The organism is Klebsiella ornithinolytica NBRC 105727 = ATCC 31898, assembly GCF_001598295.1.
In the GTDB taxonomy this organism is placed as follows: Bacteria; Pseudomonadota; Gammaproteobacteria; order Enterobacterales; family Enterobacteriaceae; genus Klebsiella; species Klebsiella ornithinolytica.
This window is the reverse complement of the sequence record NZ_BCYR01000005.1, coordinates 17184-38779: the sequence shown is the minus strand read 5'-3', so window position 1 is coordinate 38779 and position 21596 is coordinate 17184. Positions and strand designations below refer to the sequence as shown.

25 protein-coding genes and 1 pseudogene are annotated in these 21596 nt (G+C 50.4%); 12 read left to right on the top strand and 14 right to left on the bottom strand.

All coding sequences use genetic code 11. The features are described from left to right. Nucleotides 1–202: 202 nt before the first annotated feature. From ROR01S_RS11735 to ROR01S_RS11725, 3 genes are all read right to left on the bottom strand, one after another. The gene (locus tag ROR01S_RS11735; protein ID WP_015584532.1) at nt 203–538 is read right to left on the bottom strand and encodes a helix-turn-helix domain-containing protein; all 336 of its coding nucleotides are present in this window, start codon (nt 536–538) and stop codon (nt 203–205) included. A 56-nt stretch (nt 539–594) separates the two neighbouring features. Then, the gene (locus ROR01S_RS11730; protein ID WP_015584531.1) at nt 595–846 is read right to left on the bottom strand and encodes a YdgH/BhsA/McbA family protein; all 252 of its coding nucleotides are present in this window, start codon (nt 844–846) and stop codon (nt 595–597) included. 125 nt (nt 847–971) lie between these two features. After that, a complete protein-coding gene (locus tag ROR01S_RS11725) occupies nt 972–1754 on the bottom strand; it encodes an SDR family oxidoreductase (RefSeq protein WP_048024395.1) in 783 nt (260 codons plus the stop codon). A 148-nt stretch (nt 1755–1902) separates the two neighbouring features. Here ROR01S_RS11725 and ROR01S_RS11720 point away from each other — a divergent pair, with 148 nt between their 5' ends. Continuing rightward, nucleotides 1903–2796 carry a LysR family transcriptional regulator gene (locus ROR01S_RS11720; protein WP_015584529.1) on the top strand — a complete coding sequence of 298 codons (894 nt, stop codon included), beginning with the start codon at nt 1903–1905 and terminating at the stop codon, nt 2794–2796. A 39-nt stretch (nt 2797–2835) separates the two neighbouring features. Here the strand turns inward: ROR01S_RS11720 and ROR01S_RS11715 are convergent, their stop codons facing one another. Then, nucleotides 2836–3825, bottom strand: coding sequence for an aldo/keto reductase (locus tag ROR01S_RS11715; protein WP_015584528.1), 990 nt, complete (start codon nt 3823–3825; stop codon nt 2836–2838). A 27-nt stretch (nt 3826–3852) separates the two neighbouring features. Continuing rightward, on the bottom strand, nt 3853–4704 hold the full coding sequence (locus tag ROR01S_RS11710) for an aldo/keto reductase (protein WP_015584527.1): 852 nt from the start codon (nt 4702–4704) through the stop codon (nt 3853–3855). A gap of 436 nt (nt 4705–5140) precedes the next feature. Between ROR01S_RS11710 and ROR01S_RS11705 the strand changes: the two genes are divergently transcribed. The 11 genes from ROR01S_RS11705 to ROR01S_RS11655 all read left to right on the top strand — a co-directional run bounded on the left by ROR01S_RS11705 (nt 5141) and on the right by ROR01S_RS11655 (nt 14475). Next, nucleotides 5141–5605: a PTS sugar transporter subunit IIA gene (locus tag ROR01S_RS11705; RefSeq protein WP_048024391.1), complete on the top strand. Its 465-nt coding sequence runs from the start codon at nt 5141–5143 to the stop codon at nt 5603–5605. A gap of 60 nt (nt 5606–5665) precedes the next feature. Then, nucleotides 5666–5947 carry a PTS sugar transporter subunit IIB gene (locus ROR01S_RS11700; RefSeq protein WP_048024389.1) on the top strand — a complete coding sequence of 94 codons (282 nt, stop codon included), beginning with the start codon at nt 5666–5668 and terminating at the stop codon, nt 5945–5947. A gap of 8 nt (nt 5948–5955) precedes the next feature. Continuing rightward, the gene (locus ROR01S_RS11695; RefSeq protein ID WP_048024387.1) at nt 5956–7350 is read left to right on the top strand and encodes a PTS galactitol transporter subunit IIC; all 1395 of its coding nucleotides are present in this window, start codon (nt 5956–5958) and stop codon (nt 7348–7350) included. A gap of 77 nt (nt 7351–7427) precedes the next feature. Further along, the gene (locus tag ROR01S_RS11690; protein ID WP_048024385.1) at nt 7428–8939 is read left to right on the top strand and encodes an FGGY-family carbohydrate kinase; all 1512 of its coding nucleotides are present in this window, start codon (nt 7428–7430) and stop codon (nt 8937–8939) included. Continuing rightward, the gene (locus tag ROR01S_RS11685; protein WP_048024383.1) at nt 8939–9973 is read left to right on the top strand and encodes a zinc-dependent dehydrogenase; all 1035 of its coding nucleotides are present in this window, start codon (nt 8939–8941) and stop codon (nt 9971–9973) included. The genes ROR01S_RS11690 and ROR01S_RS11685 overlap by 1 nt, the downstream gene beginning before the upstream one ends. A gap of 182 nt (nt 9974–10155) precedes the next feature. Next, the gene (locus ROR01S_RS11680) at nt 10156–10899 is read left to right on the top strand and encodes a GntR family transcriptional regulator (protein ID WP_048024381.1); all 744 of its coding nucleotides are present in this window, start codon (nt 10156–10158) and stop codon (nt 10897–10899) included. Between the two features lie 5 nt (nt 10900–10904). After that, nucleotides 10905–11744, top strand: a complete 840-nt coding sequence (locus ROR01S_RS11675; RefSeq protein ID WP_048024379.1) for a class II aldolase — start codon at nt 10905–10907, stop codon at nt 11742–11744. Between the two features lie 43 nt (nt 11745–11787). After that, nucleotides 11788–12057: an HPr family phosphocarrier protein gene (locus ROR01S_RS11670; protein WP_064359511.1), complete on the top strand. Its 270-nt coding sequence runs from the start codon at nt 11788–11790 to the stop codon at nt 12055–12057. A 70-nt stretch (nt 12058–12127) separates the two neighbouring features. Further along, entirely contained in the window at nt 12128–12910 is a 783-nt protein-coding gene (gene surE, locus ROR01S_RS11665) for a 5'/3'-nucleotidase SurE (RefSeq protein WP_064359510.1), read from the top strand. Nucleotides 12911–13003: 93 nt separating this feature from the next. After that, the gene (locus ROR01S_RS11660) at nt 13004–14056 is read left to right on the top strand and encodes a galactitol-1-phosphate 5-dehydrogenase (protein WP_218016573.1); all 1053 of its coding nucleotides are present in this window, start codon (nt 13004–13006) and stop codon (nt 14054–14056) included. Between the two features lie 62 nt (nt 14057–14118). Further along, nucleotides 14119–14475: a hypothetical protein gene (locus ROR01S_RS11655; RefSeq protein ID WP_143508015.1), complete on the top strand. Its 357-nt coding sequence runs from the start codon at nt 14119–14121 to the stop codon at nt 14473–14475. 167 nt (nt 14476–14642) lie between these two features. On the opposite strand, the gene ROR01S_RS11650 is transcribed toward ROR01S_RS11655, so the two are convergent. From ROR01S_RS11650 to ROR01S_RS27525, 9 genes and pseudogenes are all read right to left on the bottom strand, one after another. Next, nucleotides 14643–15707 (bottom strand): alpha/beta hydrolase, encoded by a 1065-nt coding sequence (locus ROR01S_RS11650; protein ID WP_064359508.1) that lies wholly within the window; start codon nt 15705–15707, stop codon nt 14643–14645. Nucleotides 15708–15814: 107 nt separating this feature from the next. Further along, nucleotides 15815–16399 carry a flavodoxin gene (locus tag ROR01S_RS11645; protein ID WP_064359507.1) on the bottom strand — a complete coding sequence of 195 codons (585 nt, stop codon included), beginning with the start codon at nt 16397–16399 and terminating at the stop codon, nt 15815–15817. 9 nt (nt 16400–16408) lie between these two features. Beyond that, nucleotides 16409–17170 carry a carboxymuconolactone decarboxylase family protein gene (locus ROR01S_RS11640; RefSeq protein WP_048757125.1) on the bottom strand — a complete coding sequence of 254 codons (762 nt, stop codon included), beginning with the start codon at nt 17168–17170 and terminating at the stop codon, nt 16409–16411. Then, complete coding sequence (locus ROR01S_RS11635) at nt 17148–17627, bottom strand: (R)-mandelonitrile lyase (RefSeq protein WP_015584508.1); 480 nt, start codon at nt 17625–17627, stop codon at nt 17148–17150. The genes ROR01S_RS11640 and ROR01S_RS11635 overlap by 23 nt, the downstream gene beginning before the upstream one ends. Nucleotides 17628–17734: 107 nt before the next feature. Then, nucleotides 17735–18424, bottom strand: coding sequence for a DUF4405 domain-containing protein (locus ROR01S_RS11630; RefSeq protein WP_015584507.1), 690 nt, complete (start codon nt 18422–18424; stop codon nt 17735–17737). 9 nt (nt 18425–18433) lie between these two features. Beyond that, nucleotides 18434–19089 (bottom strand): annotated as a pseudogene (locus ROR01S_RS11625) (flavodoxin). 64 nt (nt 19090–19153) lie between these two features. Beyond that, nucleotides 19154–20623 carry a heavy metal sensor histidine kinase gene (locus ROR01S_RS11620; RefSeq protein ID WP_015584505.1) on the bottom strand — a complete coding sequence of 490 codons (1470 nt, stop codon included), beginning with the start codon at nt 20621–20623 and terminating at the stop codon, nt 19154–19156. Nucleotides 20624–20638: 15 nt separating this feature from the next. Next, complete coding sequence (locus ROR01S_RS11615) at nt 20639–21319, bottom strand: heavy metal response regulator transcription factor (protein ID WP_015584504.1); 681 nt, start codon at nt 21317–21319, stop codon at nt 20639–20641. Then, nucleotides 21304–21585 carry a hypothetical protein gene (locus ROR01S_RS27525; RefSeq protein ID WP_227505873.1) on the bottom strand — a complete coding sequence of 94 codons (282 nt, stop codon included), beginning with the start codon at nt 21583–21585 and terminating at the stop codon, nt 21304–21306. The genes ROR01S_RS11615 and ROR01S_RS27525 overlap by 16 nt, the downstream gene beginning before the upstream one ends. Nucleotides 21586–21596: the final 11 nt, after the last annotated feature.

The following is a 21596-nucleotide window of genomic DNA, read 5'->3' as shown; positions in this document are numbered from 1 at the left end:
ACCATGATAGTGAATATCGGATTCATCACAGGTGCAGCTCATGGGTTAGGACATATATGGGCTGAGGCGCGTTGGCACCATAGGTTATGAGCCTCGTTCAGAACAAGACGCTGCTGGAGTAAAAAGGCCTGCAGCTGCTGGTGCTGGAATAAATTTCTGTTTGCGTGATATTAAAAAATTTGCGTGGTTCAAGCCGTTGTTATTATTTTATTCTTTTAGCGTGTCGATACCTTAATGGTGGCAGTTTATAATTTTTAGAAAAAATGCGTGTAAAGGTCTGCTGTGAGTCAAATCCATATTTATAGGCTATGCTGATCACGGGTTCATCTGTCTCAATAAGATCTTTTGCCGCCAGACTGAGTTTCTTATCTCTGATATATTTCCCCAGGCTCACTGCTTTTACCTGTACAAAAACCCGCTGAAGATGCCACCTGGAATATCCTGCCCGCGCAGCAACATCCTCAATCCTCAGCGGTTTGTGTAAGTTTGAATCAATCCATTGGGTTATCTCATCGATGATGTCTTCTGTTCTGAACATAAATCGATGCTCATAATAAAAGGTTTATGAAACATCCTTTACAGGATGCTAATGATTCATTTATAGATTTCAGCCACTCCGTGTAGCCTGTTATTTCCGGTCGCGGACAGGATTTTGAATGACGTGGCACCTTGCTCATCGGCCTTACGAGAAAGCGCAGTCGATAACTCATCAAGCGTAAGGGCATTGCTGGCTGAGACCACACCTATTTTTTCTTTGCCATCTGCATGATTAAGTTCCTGAGCTGCAGATGCGGCATTCACAGCAATAAATCCCATGAACAATAGCGTAATAAGTCGTGCTTTCATATTCTATACCTCTTTTAAATAATAGGGTTGAAACTGGACTTCTGTCAGGAGGAAGGCCCTCCGTCTTGATAGTTAAATATACCGATCTAAGCTGTCATCAGGCTGACCGCGATATGACAAAATTGTCAGGTTTTTAGCTTAGCTGGAATACAGTTCAGCTCGTGAATAATGCACTCAGGCTCTTCACTGAGGGGCATATTGTCCATATCCAGAATCCCATCATTTTTTTGGCGATGATCCGTCCGCAGAGCTGCAAACAGAGGGGTGAGATCCTGCTGCGCTTCCCCTCGTTCTGCCACCAGCTCGAACGTTTTATTTTTTGCCGCATCGTTGCTCAGGGCGCTGACCAGAACCCGGGCGATTTGCTCTCGGGATATCACGCCATCTTCCGGCGTTCCCGTATGGCGTCGATCGCCCTGCAGCATAACGATTCTGTGCTCATCATCCTTGTTGTAATCAAACCAACCGGGCCTGACGATGGTGTAGGGATGGCCGCTCGCCCTGACCAGACGTTCGGCTCGTCTTTTCCAGTCATGAACCTCAGTACGTTGATTCCAGGCGCTGAGCCGTTCAGTCACGCCAATCGTGGTCATTAAGCTGATGCGAACAGGGGTATCCTTGAAGATGCGCAAAATGTTACGCACACCGCCGTAATCTATCGCTCTGGCACCAATACGACCCTGGCCATCGGAACCGAGCGTGAAGATGACCGCAGCAATATCTTTCGGTAAATCGGTGAGGGTTTCGGGCATGGAAACATCGCCGTAAAAAACATCCGTTCCACGAGGAAGCCATTTTACTTTGTGCTTATTTCTGACCAGCGCCACGGGGTGATGGCCCATTTCAATAGCGGTATTCACGACATGAAGACCAATACTTCCTGTCGCTCCGGCAACGAGTATTTTCATGATAAACCTTCTGATAATTCAGATTTATTTTCGATATGGCCAGAATATCAATTATCATTATTGTCAGTAATGGGGCACAAATGATTGTGTCTATGAACACCCTTCATGAGTGCGCTGCGAAGGGAATGCCTCTATAAGGAAATCGCCAATGCTGAAAGAAAACTTCAACGAACTGCAAATCTTTCTTGTGGTCGCAAGAGAGCGGAGTTTTACCAAAGCAGCGGGCAAACTGGGTGTTTCTCAGTCCGCACTCAGTCATGCGATGAAAGCGCTGGAGGAAAGGCTAAATATCCGCCTTCTGACCCGTACGACCCGAAGCGTTGCCCCTACGGAAGCCGGTGAGCGAATTATTGCCTGTCTTGAACCCCGTATTGCCGATCTTGAGCAGGAGCTGGAAGCGCTTGTGCAACTGAACGGCACCGCCTCCGGTAATATCCGTTTATCCGCCGGGGAGCATGCCGCGCGAAGTCTGGTATGGCCGAAGTTAAAACCTTTCCTCAGGGAATATCCGGAAATTAATCTTGAGCTGGTGGTCGATAACGGCTTTGTCGATATTGTTGAGGGGCGTTTTGATGCCGGGATCCGCCTGGGCGAAAGCGTGGATAAAGACATGATCGCCGTAAAGATTGGGCCGGATATGCGCATGGCTGTGGTGGGTGCACCGTCCTATTTTGCCGCTAACCCCGTGCCTGACACGCCTCACGAGCTACAAAATCATCGCTGCATCAATATGCGCCTGCCGACGGCCGGCGGGCTTTACCACTGGGAGTTTGAGAGGGAAGGGAAACCGTTACGGGTCAGAGTGGAAGGGCAGGTAACGTTTAATCTGCAGGCGGAAAGGATTGATGCGGCGTTATCCGGTTTTGGCCTCGCCTGTATACCTGAAGACAGAGTGCAGGAATATATAAAGTCAGGAGAGCTGATTCAGGTTCTGCAGGAGTGGTGTCCGTCTTTCCCCGGATATTATCTTTACTACCCCAGTCGTAAGCAGCATCCGCCCGCTTTTGCGCTGATGATCGATGCCCTTCGCTACGCGGAATAACGGGTCCGCCATTCGCCGGGGGACCCGTCCGGGTATTGATTAACGGCCTACGCGAGCCTGGTGCTCAGGAGAGTAACGCTCGCCGACGATTTTAATCGTTTCCAGCGCCTGGGTTATCTGCCGCAAGTCATCCGGTGAAAGAACGATGTTGGCAGCGCCGAGGTTTTCCTCCAGCCGGTGTAGTTTGGTGGTGCCCGGGATGGGAACAATCCACGGTTTTTGTGCCAGCAGCCATGCCAGTGCGATTTGCGCAGATGTGACGCCTTTGCCGGCCGCCAGTTCACCCAACAACGAAACCAGCTTTTCATTGGCTTCAATGGCTTGTTCGGCGAAGCGCGGCACGGTACTGCGGTAATCATCCTTACCGAAAGTGGTTCCTGGCTTAATCGATCCCGTCAGGAAGCCTTTGCCTAATGGGCTAAAGGGCACAAAACCAATACCCAGTTCCTCCAGCAACGGCAGGATCTCCTGCTCAGGTTCGCGCCACCACATGGAGTACTCACTTTGCAGGGCCGTGACCGGTTGTACCGCATGCGCACGACGGATAGTTTGCGCGCCCGCTTCGGACAAACCGAAATGTTTGACTTTGCCTTCCGCTATCAGGTCTTTCACCGTTCCCGCAACATCTTCAATGGGGACATCCGGGTCGACACGGTGTTGATACAGCAGATCAATGACATCCGTCTTAAGACGGCGTAATGATCCTTCAACCGCTTCACGGATATGCGCCGGGCGGCTGTTTAAAATCTGCTGCTTGTTGTCCGCACCGAAGGTAAAACCAAATTTGGTGGCGATGACCACACGATCGCGAAACGGTTTTAAGGCTTCACCGACAACCTCTTCATTAAGATATGGGCCATACACTTCGGCGGTATCAAAGAACGTGACGCCACGTTCAACCGCTGCGCGAATGAGCTCGATAGCCTGACGGGTATCGGTCGCCGGGCCGTAGCCGTGGCTTAAGCCCATGCAACCGAGTCCAGGGGCGGAGACTTCGAGTCCGGATTGACCCAGATAACGTTTTTGCATTGAATGAATACCTCTTCTTATTGCGCCTTAAACATCAAGTTTGCGACCGGTCAGCCATTCCACCATCGCCGGATCGCGGTGAGAGAAGAAGGCGCTGGTGGCGGTGTCGAGGGCGGCAATCTGCAGCATATCTTCACCACTGAGTTCAAAATCGAGAATGTTGATGTTCTCTTCCATGCGCTCTTTTCGCACCGATTTGGCCAGTGAAACGATGCCTCGCTGGAAGATCCACCGCAGTACAACCTGGCCCACGCTTTTGCCGTACTTCTGACCAATCGCCGTTAACACCGGATGCTGGAACAGGCCATTTTTACCTTCTGCAAACGGTGCCCAGGCTTCCGGCTGAATGCCACGGCTTTGATTCCATGGAACGGCCTGCAGCTGCTGGTTGAAGGGGTTAACTTCAATCTGGTTTACCGCCGGGACAACGTGGTTGAAGGCGATAAGGTCGGCCAGTCGGTCAGGATGGAAGTTGCTGACGCCAATGGCGCGAATTTTGCCGGCCTGTTGCAATTCCTCCATGGCCCGCCAGGCCCCATGGACATCACCGTAAGGCTGATGAATCAGGTACAGGTCAACGTAGTCAAGTTGCAGCCGATTCAGGGAACGTTCGAACTGTGCTTTAGCGCCTTCGTAGTGGGTATCCTGCAGCCACAGTTTGGTTGTGACAAAGAGTTCGTGACGTGCGATACCGGTCTGTTTCAGCGCATTCCCGACCTGGGTTTCATTCTGGTAAGACGCGGCGGTATCGATCAGGCGGTATCCCGTATCGATGGCATCAATAACGGCTCTTTCGCATTCAGCGGCATCAGACATCTGAAACACACCAAAGCCCAGCAGGGGCATTTCAATACCGTTGTTCAGTTTTACAGTTTGCATGACGTTATCCTTCAGCTGTTGTGTGGGAAAAGCATAACGCAAACGGATTTATTCGATTAGATGGGGTAATTCGCTAGGGTTTATTAGATTTGCTCATTAATTTTGAGAGGATAAGACGGTCGGCTTTGTGCTGAGGGGCTTTTAGTTGCTCTGAATTGACTGAAGCACATGGCTAAATGAAAAGGTCAGTAGCAGAAAGTTTTAATGCTTTAATCTGTTGATTTAAATAAGCATTTAATCAATTTCTTGTCACCTTGATTGATAATGAGTAAATGCTTTTTTGTGAGCTCAGGCGCAAATCTCAACGGCATAGGTTGCGTTATTTGTTTGGTCGGATGTAACGTTAGGACAAGTTGAATATAGTTGTACATAGACAAGTATACCTGTCACTTGTGTGAATCCTTGAACATTGACAGTCATTATGAGGCCAAGTGTTATGTCGTTAAATTCAAGACTTGAACCCGAACTCATTCTCCTGAATGAGGCTCCCCAGAACAGAAATATCCTGTTCAGTTCTGTGAGTAAGTTATTGCTTTCAAAGAACTATGTAGAGTCAAGCTACCCGGAGGCATTGATTGCCCGGGAAGAAAATCATCCAACGGCAATGCAGTTGGAAAGAATGGGGGTCGCTATCCCTCATGTTGATGTCGAGCATATCCGGGAAGAAAAACTAGTCGTGGTAACCTGCCCTGAGGGGATCGTATTTAATCAGGCAGAAGATCCCGACTGTACTATGAAAGTAAATGTCATCTTCTTTTTACTGCTCAAAGAAAAAGATGCGCACCTCGAATTTCTGATGAAGCTAATTTCGCTTTTTCAGCGCAGCAATGAAATGGATAAAATCCTTTGGGCGAAATCAAAGGATGATGTTATGGAGCTTTTAGCAAAGAATCTGTATTAAACCATCTTAACGTTTGTTCTTATTACCTCGTTATTCTTATTACTATATCTGGAGTCTGAAATGAACAAGAAAATTATCTTCGCCTGTACCAGCGGTATTGCGACTTCTGCGGTAGCAACTGAAAAAGTGGTTCAGTACTGTAAAAGCCAGGGTATTAACGTTGAGCCTATTCAGTCCAATATCGGCACGATTGGCAAACAGGATGGGATGGCGGATCTCATTATCGTGACATCTGCGGTTAAGACGGAACTGAATACCCCGGTCCTGAATGGCCTTCCTTTGCTGACCGGATTTGGCGAAGAAGAATTACTGGAAAAAATCGTAGCCATCCTTAAAAAATAAAGGTGAGCATGATGGATAAAGTATTTTCCGCCGTCCAGTATATTCTGGGGCTCGGTCCGACGATCATGTTGCCGATAATTATATTTATCATGGCAATGTGTCTTCAGACCGGTTTTAGTCGGGCATTACGCTCGGCTCTGACCATCGGTATGGGCTTCATCGGCATCTTTCTGGTCTTTGGTTTACTGGTCGACAGCCTGGGTCCGGCAGCTAAGGAAATGGTCAGTCACACTGGGATCGATTTACCGGTTGTTGACCTTGGCTGGACACCGCTTGCTGCTATTGCCTGGGCTTCTCAGGTCGCACCATTCGTTGTGCCGATGACTATCGGTATTAACGTACTGATGCTGACCCTGAACTGGACTAAGACAGTCGATATTGATGTCTGGAACTTCTGGCATTTCTCGATGGTCGGCGCCATGGTTTACGGGGTAACCGGTAACTTCTTCTTTGGTCTGCTGATTGCAGGTGTTACCGCAGCGATTACGTTCGTGATGGCTGACTGGTGTGCACCGATGATCCAGAAGTATTTCAATCTGCCGGGAATTTCCTTGCCAACACTGTCATCGGTTATTTTCTTTCCGATCGGCGTGCTGGGGAATATGGTGCTCGATAAAATCCCGGGTATTAACAAACTTAACGCTGATCCGGATCAGATCCAGAAACGCTTTGGCGTCTTTGGCGAGCCGATGATGTTAGGGGTGATTCTGGGAGCAGGGATTGGCCTGCTGGCGGAATATGATGTTAAAGGCGTTCTTAACCTGGCGATGAGTCTTGGTGCGGTGATGCTGATTATGCCCCGCATGGTTAAGCTGCTGATGGAAGGTCTGCTACCGTTGTCGGACGCCGTGCGTAGCTTCCTGAAGAAACGGTATCCTGACCGCCACGATCTGTATATTGGTCTGGATATCGCGGTTGCGGTGGGGCATCCGTCCGTGTTGTCGACAGCACTGCTGCTGATTCCGGTTGGTGTACTCCTGGCAGTAGTTCTGCCGGGTAACCGCTTGCTGCCACTGGGTGACCTGGCGAACATCTGGGTACCGATCTCCATGGTGGTACTGGCCTGTCGCGGCAATATTGTCAGGGCGTTCATCATTGGCATTCCATGCCTGGCGGTGAACCTGTATGTGGCTTCGGCAGCAGCGCCTATCCTGACCAAAATTGCACGGGATATGAACTTCCCGCTGAAAACGGATGGTGAAATCTCCAGCTTACTGGATGGTGGTAACCCGTATCGTTTCTGGGCAGTTAAAATCTTTGAAGGAAATACCATTGCCCTGGTGCTTATTCCTGTCATCTTCCTGCTGTGCCTGTGGCTATATCGTGTCACTAAAAAACAACTGAAAGCAGAAGAAGTAGCAGAAAATGAAGCCGCTTCGGCTGATATTCCGCTAGCAAAATAATCCTGTCTATTCAAAAGCAGAGGGAACTGCTTTTGAATTAAACAAACGTTGTCCCTTGCAAAAAAAAGGGGAGAGTGATGTATACGATCGGAATCGATGTGGGTACGACCAATTGTAAGGTGTGTTTGTTCGCTATTCCTTCTTTGGAATTAATGAATCAGTACAGTTTCAGAACGCCTAAAATTGTTGACGGAGAAAATACTGATTTTGATGTCCGCCTCATCTGGGAAGGGGTCATCCATGGCCTCAGAACAATAACCAATATTCTGGATGATGCAGAGCAAATCAGCGCCGTAGCGGTCGCCAGTGTGGGAGAAGCCGGCGTTCTGCTTGATGATAACGATAATGTCGTTGGTCCGGTACTGACCTGGTATGACACGCGGCCTAAACAACAGCTGGAAAAGATTATTTCCGCCATGGATATCGAACATATCTATGAAATAACCGGTATCCCTGCACATTCAAATTACAGCATCAATAAAATTAAATGGTTGCAGGATAATATCAGCAATGCCCATGAAGGCCGGAAATGGTTATGCCTGGCGGAATATATTGCCTTTAAATTATCTGGGGTGAAACGTTCGGAATACTCCCTGGCTTCACGAACGATGGCATTAAATATTACTGAGATGAACTGGGATAAGCAGCTCATTACTGCTGCTGAACTTTCCCCTTCGTTATTTAGTCCGCTGGTCCAGGCCGGGGAAGCGATTGGTACCGTCGCGCCAGATGTCTCTGAACTGACCGGACTGACGGCGGACACGCGCGTCGCCATCGCCGGGCATGACCATATGTGCGGTTCCGTGGCCGTCGGATTGACCAGTGAAGATCAGATCCTGAATTCCACAGGAACAACAGAGGGATTGCTGGTGGTGACTGAAGCAGTCAACAACACTGAACGGTTCTTTCGTGCCCGGGTGTCAAATGGCATGCATGTGCTTCCAGGGCTCCATTCTCTGTATGCCTCACTGCCTTCTGCCGGGTATGCCATTGAATGGTTCAGAAACCTCTTCGAGCTCGATATGCCCGCGTTCCTGAGAATGGTGGATACGCTTCGCCACGAGCAGGACATGGCTGTGGCTGGCGCGCTTGACGGTATCTTCATTCCCCATCTGCGGGGCAGCGGACCTCCGGACAGAAACACCTGGTCCCGGGCATTAGTTTACGGTCTTGATGATAAGTCCCGACCGGAAGATGTTCTGCGCTTTGTGTTCCAGGGGTTGTGCTTTGAACTACGAAACCTGCTGGATTTATACGAAACGCTGATCGGAAAAAATTATCCGGTCGTGAATGTGATTGGGGCCGCCTGCAAAAACCCGTACTGGTTGCAGCTTAAGGCCAATATTCTTAACCGAGAAATAGTGGCCTGTAATGTCAATGAGGCCGTGAGCAAAGGGGCTGCCATGCTGGCAGCGAAAGCTGCAGGTGTGGACGTGGAATCTCTTCCCGGAACAGCTGAAGAACAGACCCGACGCTACCTGCCGGAGAGTGATGCCGTGATGCACTATCAGGCAATTTACACTCAGGTCTATAAGCCGCTTTATGAATCCAAGATGCGTACTGAGCGTCTCTGTAATGGAGTTAACTAATGAAAGCCAGCGTTTACTACAGTAAAAATGATATTCGGTATGAAGATGTCGAGGTGCCAGAAATTGGCGACGGCGACATGCTCATCAAAATGCACTCCTGTGGCTTGTGCGGTACCGATATTCATAAAGCGCAGCACCAGACGGTGACCGGCCCGGTGATCCTCGGCCATGAAGTGTCGGGGGAAGTGGTGAAAGTCGGTAAGGATGTTACCCGCTACCGGGTAGGTGAACGGGTGGTAACCGCCATTCATGTTCCCTGTTTTAACTGCCATTACTGTGATCGAGGGTTCTTCACTCTGTGCGATCAGTTCAAGAAAACTAATCTGGAACCTGGCGGGTTCAGTGAGTTTATTCGTATCCCACGCCTGCACGTTGAACATCTGACGCACCGGATAATCGACGGTCTTGACTGGGATCGGGCGGCAATGATCGAGCCTGTCGCCTGTTGTCTGCATGGCCTGAAATCATCCAATATCCATCCGAAAGATACGGTGCTGGTTCTGGGCTCCGGTACCATTGGCCTGGTCAGCGCACAACTGGCGGCATTGAAAGGCGCCTCGACGGTAATTGTATCCGACCTTTCCCGGTTTAAGCGTGAACTGGCGCTGAAGGTGGGGGTTACCCACGCGATCGATCCGGCAAACGAAGATGTCGAAACCCGGGTAGCAGAAATTACCCAAGGGAAAGGTCCGGATGTGGTGATTATCGCCGCCGGGGTCTCGTCCCTGGTTTCTCAGGCCGTCAATGTTGTACGCCGCGGGGGGAGAATTGTTGTGTTCTCACCATTTGATAAAAATCCGGTTGTGGAAATTGATGCCAGCAGACTGTTCCGGGATGAAATTTCAATCGTGGGCACCTATTCACTAACGCCTTATGACATGAAAGAAGCGATTGAGATTGTGGAAAAAAACAAAATCAATACGAAAGACATGATCACCCATACCTGGCCCTTGTCCCGTATGGCTGAGGCGATTGAGTTTGCTTCCAATCCGGATAATGACGTTCTGAAAGTCATTATTAAAGCTGACGTATGACGGATGCGCCTCCGTATTTCTGTACGGAGGCCTCTGCAGAATGGAAAGCGTTGCCGTGCGGACATCTGTATGTTGGGCTGAAACTGTGAAGTTGGTCATATAGTTAAATTTTTAAAAACGCTGTATCATCATGAGTTGTTCATACTTGTATACAGATGATCTACACACAGGAGAAGCATCACATGAGTACCATACTGCAAGACTCTGAAATTCCATTATATATGCAGGTTTCTGAATGGATCCGCGGGAAAATCTATAAGGGTGAGCTGGGTAAGGGGGATCGGATCCCTTCCGAAAATCAGATCATGGAAATACTTCAGGTTAGCCGAGGCACGGTTAAAAAAGGTGTCACGATGCTGGTCAATGAAGGGTTGTTGGTTCAGGTGCAGGGAAAGGGGACTTTTGTTAAGAAAGAAAATATCTCCTACTCCCTCGGAGAAGGATTGTTATCTTTCGCGGAGTCGCTCGAAAGCCAGCACTTATCTTTTACGACGGAGGTTATTGATTCCTGTATAGAAAAGGCGTCAAAAGGAGTGGCCGCAAAGCTGCAGATAGAACCCGGCACACCCATTTTTTATCTTAAACGAATCCGTAGTGTGGACGGGGAAAGGGTTATGTTAATTGAAAACAGAATCAATATTTCGCTGTGTCCGGGAATAACTGAGGTTGATTTCAATAAGCAAAACCTGTTTCAGACTGTCGAAGCCATGACGGGACGAAAAATTGAATATTCGGAAAGCCGCTACGCCGCAAAAATTGTGGGTAGTGAACGGGGGCACTATCTGGAAGTGAATGAAGAAGCACCGGTGCTTCATCTGGAACAACTGGTATTCCTCGATAATCATATGCCATTTGATTTCGGTAATGTCTGGTTGAAATCAGATAAATATTATTTGGGTACAGTACTTCAACGAAGAAAGAGGTAAATATCATGCCATTAGTAAACGGTAATATCCTGCTCGATCGTATCCGTGAAAAACGTGTCCTGGCGGGTGCATTCAACACCACCAACCTGGAAACCACTATTTCTATTCTGGACGCGATTGAGCGTTCAGGATTACCTAACTTTATTCAGATTGCACCGACAAATGCAAAATTGTCGGGTTATGATTATATCTATGAAATTGTGCGTAAACGCGCGGCGACCATGGATGTGCCGGTCAGTCTCCATCTTGACCATGGTAAAGAGCTGGATGATGTTAAGCGGGCCGTTCGAGCAGGCTTCACCTCCGTGATGATTGACGGGGCAGAGCTGCCGTATGAAGAAAATATTGCGTTTACTAAAGAAGCCGTCGATTTTTGTAAATCTTTTGGCGTGCCCGTTGAAGCGGAGCTCGGCGCGATTCTGGGTAAAGAAGATGACCACGTCAGCGAGGCCGACTGTAAGACGGATGTGAATCAGGTTCGCCGGTTTGTGGAAGAGACTGGATGCAGCATGCTGGCAGTTTCCGTCGGTAACGTTCACGGTCTGGAAGATATTCCGCGCATTGATATTCCGTTGCTGCAGGAGATTGCCAAAGTATGTCCTTGCCCGCTGGTTATCCATGGTGGTTCCGGCATTGATGAAGATATCATCCGCAGTTTTGTAAAATATAACGTCGTGAAGGTTAATATTGCCAGCGATCTGCGTAAGGCATTTATTACCACAGTGGGTCAGGCGTGGACGCAAAATAACAATGAAGCAAATTTGGCTAAAGTGATGTCTGGTGCGAAAGCGGCAGTAGAAGCGGACGTTTATAGCAAAATTCTGATGATGAATAAGGCGTCCTGACATACCTTTTCTTTTAATTCTTCAATCAGAGTTGGATGTAAAAATGATTCGAGAAAATATTCGTGTTGTTAACAGCACGGGACTGCACGCACGTCCTGCGGCCACATTTATTAAAATGCTAAAAAAATATGAGTCTTCTGTTACGCTTATAAATAACGGTAAGGAGACCGTTATTAAAGGACTGATGAGTGTATTGGGAGCCGGCGTTAAAGGTAAGTCCAGTATTGAAATCATCTGCGAAGGTCCTGACGAACAGGTTCTGATGGATGAAATCAAAGGATTATTTGCCAGCGGCTTTGGCGAGAAAGAATAATCCGCTTTATTCCCGGTAAAGTTTAACTCACTGACTGGTCTTTATTTATCCCTGAAAGGGAGGTAATACTGTGGCTCAAAAATGGTTACAACGGATCTTGCTTGTCAATGATGACGGTATTGATGCTCCGGGAATTAAATTGCTTGAAAGGGTGGCAAAACAGCTCACCGATGAAGTCTGGATCGTGGCACCTGCAACGGATAAAAGCGGGGTGGCCAACTCTGTCAGCCTGAGGGAACCTGTCCGTGTGGAGCCACGCGGAGAACGTCGGTTTGCAGTGCATGGTACACCGGCTGATTGTGTCACGGTGGCCGTCCGGCAGTTGATGAAAGAACAGCCCCCACAGCTGTTACTGTCAGGCATTAACAACGGCTCTAATATCGGTTTTGAAACCGTGCTTTCCGGCACGGTAGGTGCGGCCATCACTGGCCTCCTGCTCGGCATTCCGTCGGTCGCACTGAGTCAGGACAAACGACCTGAGGACGCTGTTAACTGGCGTACGGCAGAAGCCTTTTGCCTGCCCGTACTCGAGACGTTACTCCGCCGGGGATTGCCGCTGGACTGTTGCCTGAGTATTAATTTCCCCGACCTGCCCGCGGAAAAGATCAGGGGAATTAAAGCTACGCGCCAGGGTATCGGCAAAGTGAAAGGACTACAGGTCGTACCCACGACAGACCCGCACGGAGAAAATTATTTCTGGATCCGGGTGGAGCATGGGGTCACGACATTTCCTGAACACAGTGAGGCCGGGGCGGTTTCTGAAGGATATATCTCTGTTACGCCTTTAATGTTTGAAAGAACGGCCATGGAATGCTGGCACCAGCTTTCCGGACTCCTGAATTCGCCACACTAGTCCCTGACATAGCAGGTGCGTTTGTCGCCCTTGTGGGGGGGCGACATTTTTTTCACATTCGTGTGTTTAACTCTGATACCAGCGAGTGAGATTATGATGAAGGCACTGAATTTGTATGGTGTACAGGATGTCCGCTATGAAGACGTGCGGAAACCTGAAATTGAAAACGAAAATGATGTTCTGATTAAAGTGCATACGGCGGGTATATGTGGTTCTGATATATCACGTTTTGGTAAAATTGGCTCATATAACCCCGGACTGACCTGGGGACATGAGTTTTCCGGTACCGTAGAGAGCGCGGGGAGTGGGGTGACATCGGTCAGGAAAGGCGACCGCGTCACAGCCTGTAACTGTTTCCCCTGCTTCCACTGTGATTACTGTCAACAGGGCAATTATGCCCGGTGTACCGATCTGAAGGTGCTGGGGGGCCATGTCAGCGGGGCTTTTGCTGAATATATTCGGATGCCGGCGGAGAATGTCCTCAAATTACCCGACTCGATGGACTTCGCGACCGCAAGCTTTATCGAGCCATCCAGTGTGGTTGTCCATGGTATGCGGCAGGTCGATATCAAACCGGGTAGCAGTGTGGCTGTTGTCGGGTGCGGCACCATCGGCTTACTTGCTGTTCAATGGGCAAAAATCTGCGGTGCGGGAGACGTATTCGCATTTGACACCGATGAAATGAAACTGGAAATTGCGGCGAAAACCGGAGCAACGGCAACGTTCTGCGTAAAAGATGAAAATCATTTATCCCGGTTCCAGGAGGTTACCCATAACGCCGGTGTTGATGTTGTCTTTGAATCATCCGGGAATGCGGCCGGGGTCGGCTCATCTCTGCTTCTGGCGGCTAAAGGCGGCACGGTGGTACTGCTGGGTATCCCTTACGGAGACGTTGCCTTACCTCGACTGAATTTTGAAAAAATTGTACGGAATGAGCTTAAGGTCATTGGCTCATGGAACTCAATCTCTGCGCCGTTTCCGGGAAAAGAGTGGCAGACCTCCATTCATTACCTCAGTACCGGGCAGATTGATGTCTACCCATTAATTACTAAACGGGTATTACTGGAAGAGGTTCCGTCGATTTTGCCGGGGCTTTATAACCGGGAAGCGTTTTTCGTTAAGGTCCTGGTCAATATCGACGCGTAACCCTGAGGATCGTGTGGAAGATTGTATTTCTCATCATTACACAGGTTATGCATGGGGGTAATATGAATCCGTTGCATGAACTTATTATTCTGAATCATTTTTATTACTGTTTTCTTCTGGCGATTAAACTAAGAAAACGCAATCTTCCCTCTATGAATGGTATCAACCAGAAAATCTTTATGAGGCAGTGGCTTTCCACTGCACAGAAAAAAAGACTATTTGATAAACTGGTCTATGAAGAAATTCAGTGGTTGCTTGCAAGCCTCTCGGATGAGAGGACAACCTTTCAGGAGTTCGAATTTAATATTGAGCTGATTTACTATCGCTCTTTCGAGATGATTAAAGAAAAGGAAGTTTTCGTGCCCTCTGTCAGTTGTATTAACGCTTACCGGACAGACAGGTCAGTTATATTTTCATAAAATCGATAAATTTCTGTCCTTTCTTGCGTTGGACCTCGTTTTTCTTGCATGACAAAGTGCACGTAAAGGTTACATTTTGCCGGTACTTGAATAACTTACTTGATACGATGAGCGCCCACGGATCACTGGGCGCTTTCCTAAACTAACAATGTCATCTTCTATTACTGCTACTGCAGATCTTTTTCCTTCAGGAACTGACTCACCAAATCAGCAATCTGCACATTATTTAAATCAGAGAACGGGAAGTGGGTATTACCTTTGATACCTATCTCAGGCAGATGCGTCACCGTGACATCCCCGCCATGCTTGTTCACCGCGTCACGCCACTCGCGAGCCATCGCCAGACGAACGCGCCAGCTGTCCTGTGCCGGCATGGCGACGGGTTTCTCCGGGATGTTATCGCCGTAAATAATCAGAATCGGGATTTTAGTCAGCGCCATAAACTGTTTCAGCGGCACAGGCTCACCCTTCAGCGTGTCGAATGCGCTTGGCATCGGGGCAGGGAGTTCTTGCTCCGGGAAGACAAAGCTGCTGCCAGGCTCGAAGGCAACAATGGCTTTGACCTTGTCGTTTTTCATCGCCGTGTACCAGCCCGGTCCGCCACCCTGAGAGTGGGTGAAGAGGATCGCCGGGCCGGATTTATCCACGACAGCGGACATCGCATCGGAGATAACGTTGATATCAAACGGCCCGGTATTGGGGGTCATCTGACGGAAATACTGATTCAGGGCTTCTTTATCGTGTGAGAACTGGACGCCTTTAAAATACTCCGGCCACACGCCGACGCGGAACTGATTAAACCACATCTGCTCATCCGGTTTTGGCGTTACCGTACCTTCTACAGTCGTGCGCCCGGCGCTGCCCCGACGCGGTTGATCGACAAGCCAGGTTGAGAATCCGCGGCGCAGGAAGATGTTCTGGAACCCTTCACGACCATCCGGGGTGCTTTCCCAGGTACGGGAAAACTGACCTGCACCGTGCAGCATGACAATAGGGTATTTATGCGGATTCACCGGGATTTGGTAGAACACGGACGCATGATCGCCATGATAAGTTTGACCAGCAGAGTCCAGCGGTTTTTTCGCGTCGAAGGTTCCCGGGGCAGTGATGAGGGTGCCACCGGCAGAAAAGCTTCCTTGTTCCTGAATGACCAATGGCTCGGCATATACCGACTGAGCCACCAGGCCACCCGCCATGACGCAGATGGCCAGCGTTTTTAAAATCGTCTTCAAGATTACATCCTCTGTTATGTTTACCGTTCAATCATATCTGAGTTGTCTGCGTTAATTATTTAGCAGCCTTGATTGCCCTTATTTGGCAGCTTCATGAATGCGGGCGATTAGCCGCCGATGGTTTCTAACCAGCGGTTGACCGTTTCTGTGGTTCTGCGTTCCTGGTCGCATTCAATGACCAGCGGTTTTTCCCGGCGCGCGGTGGGCGCCAGACTGGCAAGGATGTCGTCGCTGTCTCCTTTACCGTAGCCGCCGTGAGTAATGAAGGGGATGAGTAATTTCCCCGCAAGGTTATGGTTGCTGAGAAACGTTTGCACGACGGGGGGGACGCTGGTCCCCCAGATGGGAAAGCCTACGTACACAGTCTCATAGCGTGAGATATCTGCGACGCTATTTTTTAAGGCGGGTTTGACTCCCCGCTCACGCTCATGTTTTGCTTGTTCAACGGTCTGAAAATAGTCTTCCGGATATGGCGTAGCCGGTTCGATTGCCAACAGATCGGTGTTCAGGCTGCGATGAATGACGCCGGCAATCACCCGTGTGTTACCGCTGCGGGAAAAGTACGCCACCAGAATTCGACTTTTACCCTGTACATTTGCATTTCCGGTGGCTGCTGATGACCGCGAGACGTTCGCCAGCGTCAGCCCGGCAAGCGCGGTAAGCAACATTCTGCGGGTGGGATCATGCTCCATAATCAACTCCTAATGGTTGGCGAGAGCCTGTTGCAGCGCCTTTTCAGCTCGCATAGCCGCATCATTTTCGCCATATTCGCGCAGGACCTGCGCCAGCTGGCGCAGCTGCGCTGCCGTCAGGCCGACCCGCATGCTGGCTCGCGTATGCGATAACAGCTGGGCTTCGACGCCCGGAGTGGCCGCTAATGCGCCAACCGTTGCCAGCTCGCGGCTCTGCCAGTCGAGGTTATCGCGGGCGAAAATATCGCCGAACAGATGCGTTTGCAGAAATTGATTAATGACCGGTGCAAAATCAAACAGCGGCCCCTGGACGGGAGCGCCTGAGATTTTGGTCTGGTTTGCGGTACCGACCCGGCGAAGTTCATCCCCGACTGGGATGGTGGCGACCGGTTCTTTGCCCTCAACGTCTTCAATACCACGTTGTTTGCGTGCGTCGACGACCTTCATCAGTTCACTGAGCGCATTCAGGCTACGGGGGAAGCCCGTATAGGCATAAAGCTGGACGAGAATCTCTTTGGCTTCGTTTACCGTGAGCCCAGCGTCAAGCCCCTGATTCAGGGCCGTATTCAGCTTCTCCATCTGACTGCTGGCCATCGATGCCGCGATCAACGGGATGGCCTGCTGGCGAGCTGACAGTGTATCTGAAACGGTTTGTTGCTGGTTCATTTCTGAGGCTCCTGTAATGACGGGGGCAGCATTTGCGGTGAGAGCAAAACCAAAAGTCAGCAGTAGCGCTGCCGTTAATGCCTTAATGGGCGTGGTATTGTTCATCTGTCACTTTCTCCATCCAGTTAACGCTTTTGCCATCCACAATCCCGGTTATCGCCAGATGCGTCATTGCACTGCCGGGGGCAGCTCCGTGCCAGTGTTTGACGCCCGCCGGACAAGAGACAACATCGCCAGTGCGGATGACCTGCACCGGCTGGCCTTCTTGCTGGGTGAGCCCGACGCCAGAGGTCACGATCAGCCGCTGACCTGCCGGATGCGTATGCCAGGCGGAGCGGGCACCAGGTTCAAAGGTGACATAAGCCGCGGAAACCCGGATGTCGTTATCCGCCTTGAACAGGGGATCGACCCGAACGCGACCGGTAAAGTTCTCCGCTGGCCCATACACCGCGATCTGGCTCCCGGCGGGGGCGATATGGACAGCGGAATGTTGTGCCGCTGCCGAGGATGAAAAAGTGAAGAGGGGCAGTAACAGCCCGAGGTAACGTAAATGTCCGATCATGCAAAGCGTCCTTATCTACGATGAGGGGGATGGTCTGCAATGATTGTAATCAGGGTGGCATGTCGTCAGGCTGACGCCCCCCTGACAATGATGTCAGTTAAGCTCTATTAGGGTGACACCGCTTTATACTTCCTGAAAATAAAGCACCAAAGCAAAAACCGTGTCATTAATGCAAATAAAACAATAATGGCCAGGTAGCGCAAATAAAACAGAAGGGTAGATTCGTCGTAGTCGAAAAAGGAGAAATCCACCTTCATCAGCAAATAGTCGAGATAGTTCTGATTCAGAAGCCAGTACAACCCCAGTAACGCAATAATCGAAAAAATCCCCGGCATAATGACATTGGCAAAGCGTGAGTCGTCGGAGATGTTCAGGATCCGGCAGAAAAACGTTGCCAGCATTTTCCAGTGCAGCCCAATATGCAGTGCCAGAATGAGCATTCCCCAGTGGACCGACGTCATGTGTATTTTTCTGACCCAGCTTGCCGGGTTGTGGAACGGCAGGTCCAGAAGGATATGTCGGGACAGCATCATGCCAGAGACAATCGCGGTCAGAATAACAACGAATGTCACCACATTAATGGCTCTGTTAACTATCCGCATCGATAACGGAATTTTCATCGACAATAACCACAAGCGCCGCCTGTTAAGATATAAATGCAAAATGATGAGCAGCGTAAAAATAATACCCGCCCATTCATGAATGATTTCACCCTGAAGGTGAAACCCCATCAGCACCAGCAGAAGTAACGTCATGAGCGTATCCTGCATGACCTGGAAAATATAAATTTTCTTCATGTCGATGGCTTAACGCGGTGGCTGGACTTGTTTGACCCATTGCTCAACTTGCGTGGGTACGTCAGGATCTGCAATATCGTTGCGTGAGATCGAGAGCGCGCGAGTGACTAATTTGGCCTGGGGCTGCATGCGGGCAATTTCTCGCAGGGAGTCGGCTAACCGGCTGCCTCCATGGGTGGTAAAGGGAATGACCGTTTTACCGGCAAAATCATTTTGCTCAAAAAGGCTATATATCACCATGGGCATGGTGTACCACCAGATGGGGTAGCCGACGTAAATGGTGTCGTACTCGCTGAGTGCGGGGAGCGGCGCTTTTAGCGCGGGCCTGGCTTTAGTTTGCTGCTCCTTTTCGGCAACGCGTAACAGCGCGTCATGCTGGCGAGGGTAGGCGGTGGTTGTTTCAATGCGAAACAAATCGCCGTGAGTCTGTTTCTGCACCAGCTGCGCAATAAACTGCGTGCTGCCGGTCTCTGGGCATTTTTTTGTAATACGCTGGCCCCGGAAAAACCATCCACGGCATCAGGTTTCATCTCCTCGGGTTGTGAAAAGTAGATAATCAGCGTGCGGGACTGAGCAGATGAATTCTCTGATGCGGACGCGGGCTGTCCCAGAAGCCCCGTGAAAATTATCGCCAGAAACCCGCTAAATACCTTGTTTATTCTCACTGTTTCATTCCTTCCATCAGCAGTGGTTAGTCTTAGCGGTGATTCTGGCGCAGGCAACCTGACATCAGACTGACGGCCCTCTGACAATTTCGTCAGAGGGCTTAGCGTGCGGACGTCCCGATGTTGTCTCTGAAATCAGTCTCTCTGTTCGGATAGCGTCGGGTTGTTTAGCAAACGTCAGTCCAAATGTATTGATGCCACCTTCACTACGGGCAAAGACATCTCCCCGGTGCATAATGGCGACGGCACGCACGATCGACAGCCCCAGCCCATGATGGGTATCACTCCTGGCTCGGGAGGTGTCGACACGATAAAACCGTTCAAAAAGCCGATGTAAGTGCTCCGGTGCTATCGGATCGCCTGGGTTTGAAACTTCAACACAGGCTTGATTATCCTTTTCGCTGAGTCGCACGGTGACCGCACTGTTCGATGGCGAATGCCGGGCGCTGTTTTCCAGTAAATTGGCCAGTGAGCGGTGGAACAGCCGCCGGTCGATGTGCGCGCTGACATCGCCCTCAACATCCAGAGAAAGCTGTTTTTCAGCAAAGGAGGGCTCAACATACTCCGCGGTTTTCAGGGTTTCTTCTCGCAGGGAGACCCGGGTAAGCTGGGAAGCATGTTCACCTGCGTGAGCGTGGGACAGGAACAGCATGTCGTTCACAATTGACGTCATGCGCTCCAGCTCCTCGAGATTTGAACCCAGCAACTCTTCCAGTTCATCAGGCGAGCGCCGGCGCGAGAGACCCAGTTGCGTCTGACCAATCAGGTTGGTCAGCGGTGTGCGGAGCTCATGGGCAACATCGGCGTTAAAGCTTTCAAGCTGTCGCCAGGCGACCTCCTGACGCGCTAATACGCCGTTAAACGATGAGGCTAACTGCTGTAGTTCTTCGGGCAATGCGCGGGTATCCAGGCGTTGGCCATGGTCCACCGGGGCGAGATGTTGTGCCTGTTTACTGAGCATTCCCACCGGACGCAGACCAATCCTTGAAACGACGTATCCCAGCAGGGCGACGATCGCTACGCCCAGCGCGGCAATAATCAGCAGCGTACGCGTGAAGGCATTCAGTGTACCCATATACGGCGTGGAGTCGATGGCAACCACGTAGCGCAGCTCAGGCCTTTCACCGTTGGCGGGGATGGTTTTCACTAACAGGAACAGTGAACATGCCCCTTCCGCTGCGCCGGGCACTTGATTAAACCCCTCCCGTAAAGCAGACCACTGGACTCCCAGCGGCGGCGTTCCCCCTATACTAAAGCGCGGATCGTCGCTCACTATCCAGTAGCGAACGCGCTCACCTTCAGAATTGGTTAACAGGGTAAATTTACTGGTAAGCGTCGACCAGCCGTCAGCCGAGGTCCGCGCGGTGATCCATGGACTCATCAATGATTCCCGGAATAACAGCTCGTTGTGCATCTGCTTTTGCAGAGAGTCATGCAGAGAGCTTCTTAGCAGGATACCGATAACGGACACGATCAGCAGCGCGGATAGGGCGAACATCAGCGCCAGGTGGACTGAGATGGAGCGCTTAAGCATGCTTATCCCCTTCATTTATTCAGCGCGGACTTCAAGGACGTACCCCATACCACGAACGGTATGAAGTAGCTTGATGTCGAACGGGGCATCCACTTTGGCGCGCAGACGTTTAATGGCGACTTCAACCACGTTGGCATCGCTGTCAAAATTCATGTCCCATACCTGCTCAGCAATCATCATCTTGGACAGAATTTCTCCCTGATGGCGGGAGAGAAGGCTCAGCAGGGAAAACTCTTTTGCGGTCAGTTCCAGTCGCGTTCCGGCGCGAAATACCCGGCGAGCCAGTAAGTCGAGATGCAGATCGTGAATGTGCAGCTGGGTGATGTCTGCACCGTCCACAGAGCGGCGCCGCACCAGGGCCTGAATACGCGCCACCAGCTCAATAAGTGAAAAGGGCTTGGGGAGATAATCATCAGCGCCAAGGCGAAGTCCTTTGACCCGTTCGTCGACCGATCCCCGTGCAGAGAGCATCAGCACCGGCGTCTGTTTGACGGCTCGTACCCCCTCGAGTACCCGGTAGCCATCCATCCCCGGCAGCATCACATCCAGGATGATGGCGTCGTAGTCAAACTCCAGCGCGTAATGAAGGCCCTCAGCGCCATCGGCAGAGATATCGACCGTAAATCCGGACTCACCCAGCGCACGGCTGAGATAGGTCGACGTTTTTTCTTCATCTTCGACTAACAACAGGCGCATAACGGAACTTCCTCTAAGCTTTTCAACGGTGCTTCAATATCTGAATAGATCTGTCCGGCATCCGGCAGACGTTGACCCTGGATAGTCAGGGTTGCCAGTGAGCGGGTAAGCGCGGTCAGCGATACGCCGGCCGCCGCTCTATTTTGTCGCATAGGGTCTTTATTTGTTGCCGATACATGGGGAATCAGCAAGGTGGCGGCAATGCTCGCCCTGGCGACTAATCGCTTACGTCGCTCTGGTCGTGTTGAGGCGTTTTGGCGTTTCATCGATCGCTCCT